This window comes from Streptomyces sp. UH6 (assembly GCF_013421635.1).
Lineage (GTDB): Bacteria > Actinomycetota > Actinomycetes > Streptomycetales > Streptomycetaceae > Streptomyces > Streptomyces abyssomicinicus.
In genome coordinates, this window is the sequence record NZ_JACADT010001265.1 from 1 (window position 1) to 1,341 (window position 1,341).

1 protein-coding gene and 1 tRNA gene are annotated in these 1,341 nt (G+C 67.3%); one reads left to right on the forward strand and one right to left on the reverse strand.

All coding sequences use genetic code 11. The features are described from left to right. The coding region (locus HW445_RS31130) for a DUF3662 domain-containing protein (protein ID WP_180224129.1) at window positions 1-399 on the reverse strand (399 nt) is incomplete at its 3' end. Between the two features lie 510 nt (window positions 400-909). Here HW445_RS31130 and HW445_RS31135 point away from each other — a divergent pair. Further along, a tRNA-Leu gene (locus HW445_RS31135) sits at window positions 910-993 on the forward strand. Window positions 994-1,341 lie beyond the last annotated feature (348 nt).

A 1,341-nucleotide genomic window follows, 5' to 3' on the forward strand; every position in this document is an offset into this window, starting at 1 on the left:
CGGAGGCGCGCCCTGCTGGTCCGTGGACCCGGCGAGGGTGCGGCTGCGGACCCGGTACAGACCCGTGTCCAGGTCGTCGGCCTTGGAGAGGTGGACCTTGATGGGGCCCATGAAGGTGTAGCGCTGGTGCTTGGCGTAGTCGCGCACCATGCCGGCCAGCTCGTCGCCCAGCTGGCCCGAGTACGGGCTGAGCCGCTCGTAGTCGGGTGTGCTGAGTTCCACGATGAAGTCGTTGGGGACGACGGTGCGGTCCCGGTTCCAGATCGTGGCGTTGTTGTCGCACTCGCGCTGCAGCGCGCCGGCGATCTCCACGGGCTGGACCTCGGCCTTGAACACCTTGGCGAAGGTGCCGTTGACCAGACCTTCGAGACGCTGCTCGAACTTCTTCAGGACTCCCATGGGGCACCTCCTCCGTCCCTGTCCTTGCCGTACAGCGGGTACCGCTCCGGGTACCGCTTCCGGTACTGCTTACTGATCGTATCCACGCGGACGTGAATCGCCTGGTTCCCCCTGTCGGCCCAAGTGTGGCTCCGTGCGGTCGCCGCTTCCGGCCGACTGTGGCCGACTGCGCTGACTGCGAAGGTTCCCTGCGAAGTCCGCCTTCGAACTTGCTCGGCGGGTCCTGCCGCTTGCTGCTGTTCGGTGCTGCTGTTCGGTCCTGTCCCTGGATCGTACGGGCGGTCCACGACCAGTGTCCCGCACCTGTGGACGGAGCGGTCTCCTCTGTGGGGAGGACTACATGGACCGGTACAAGGTTGATACGTAAACCAGTCTGTAGGCCCGGGACCTGGGAGGGGCTTGTGGATCATCGCCGAAAGGGATGTGAACCCACCCCGGGAGCCGTGCTAATGTTCTGCATGTCGGAAGGCGGCGGCACCGAAAGGGCCGAAGCCGGAAGGCGCACCCAATGCGCGGGTGGCGGAATAGGCAGACGCGCTGGATTCAGGTTCCAGTGCCCGAAAGGGCGTGGGGGTTCAACTCCCCCCTCGCGCACAACAGGGCAACGGGCGGCATCGTGATCACGATGCCGCCCGTTCCTTTATGTCCTGATGCCCGTGCCTGATGCACGTGTCCGTGCCTGATGCCTGATGCCCGATGCCCGATGAACGCCGCCGTGTGCGGTCGGTCCTTGCCCTGTCGCGGGCGGGGGCGCGGCGATAACGTCGGCGCCGTTCGCTTGTTCGGTGGTGCGGGAGAAGGTGGTCCGGTGGCCGGTACCGGGGTGGAGACGGGGACAGGGACGGCGGCCGTGACGCCCCGGCAGCGGCAGGGCGGACAGCCGCTGGAAGGCCGGGAGACCGTCGGGAGCGTGCCACGCCTGCCGGTGGTGCGGGGGTTCGC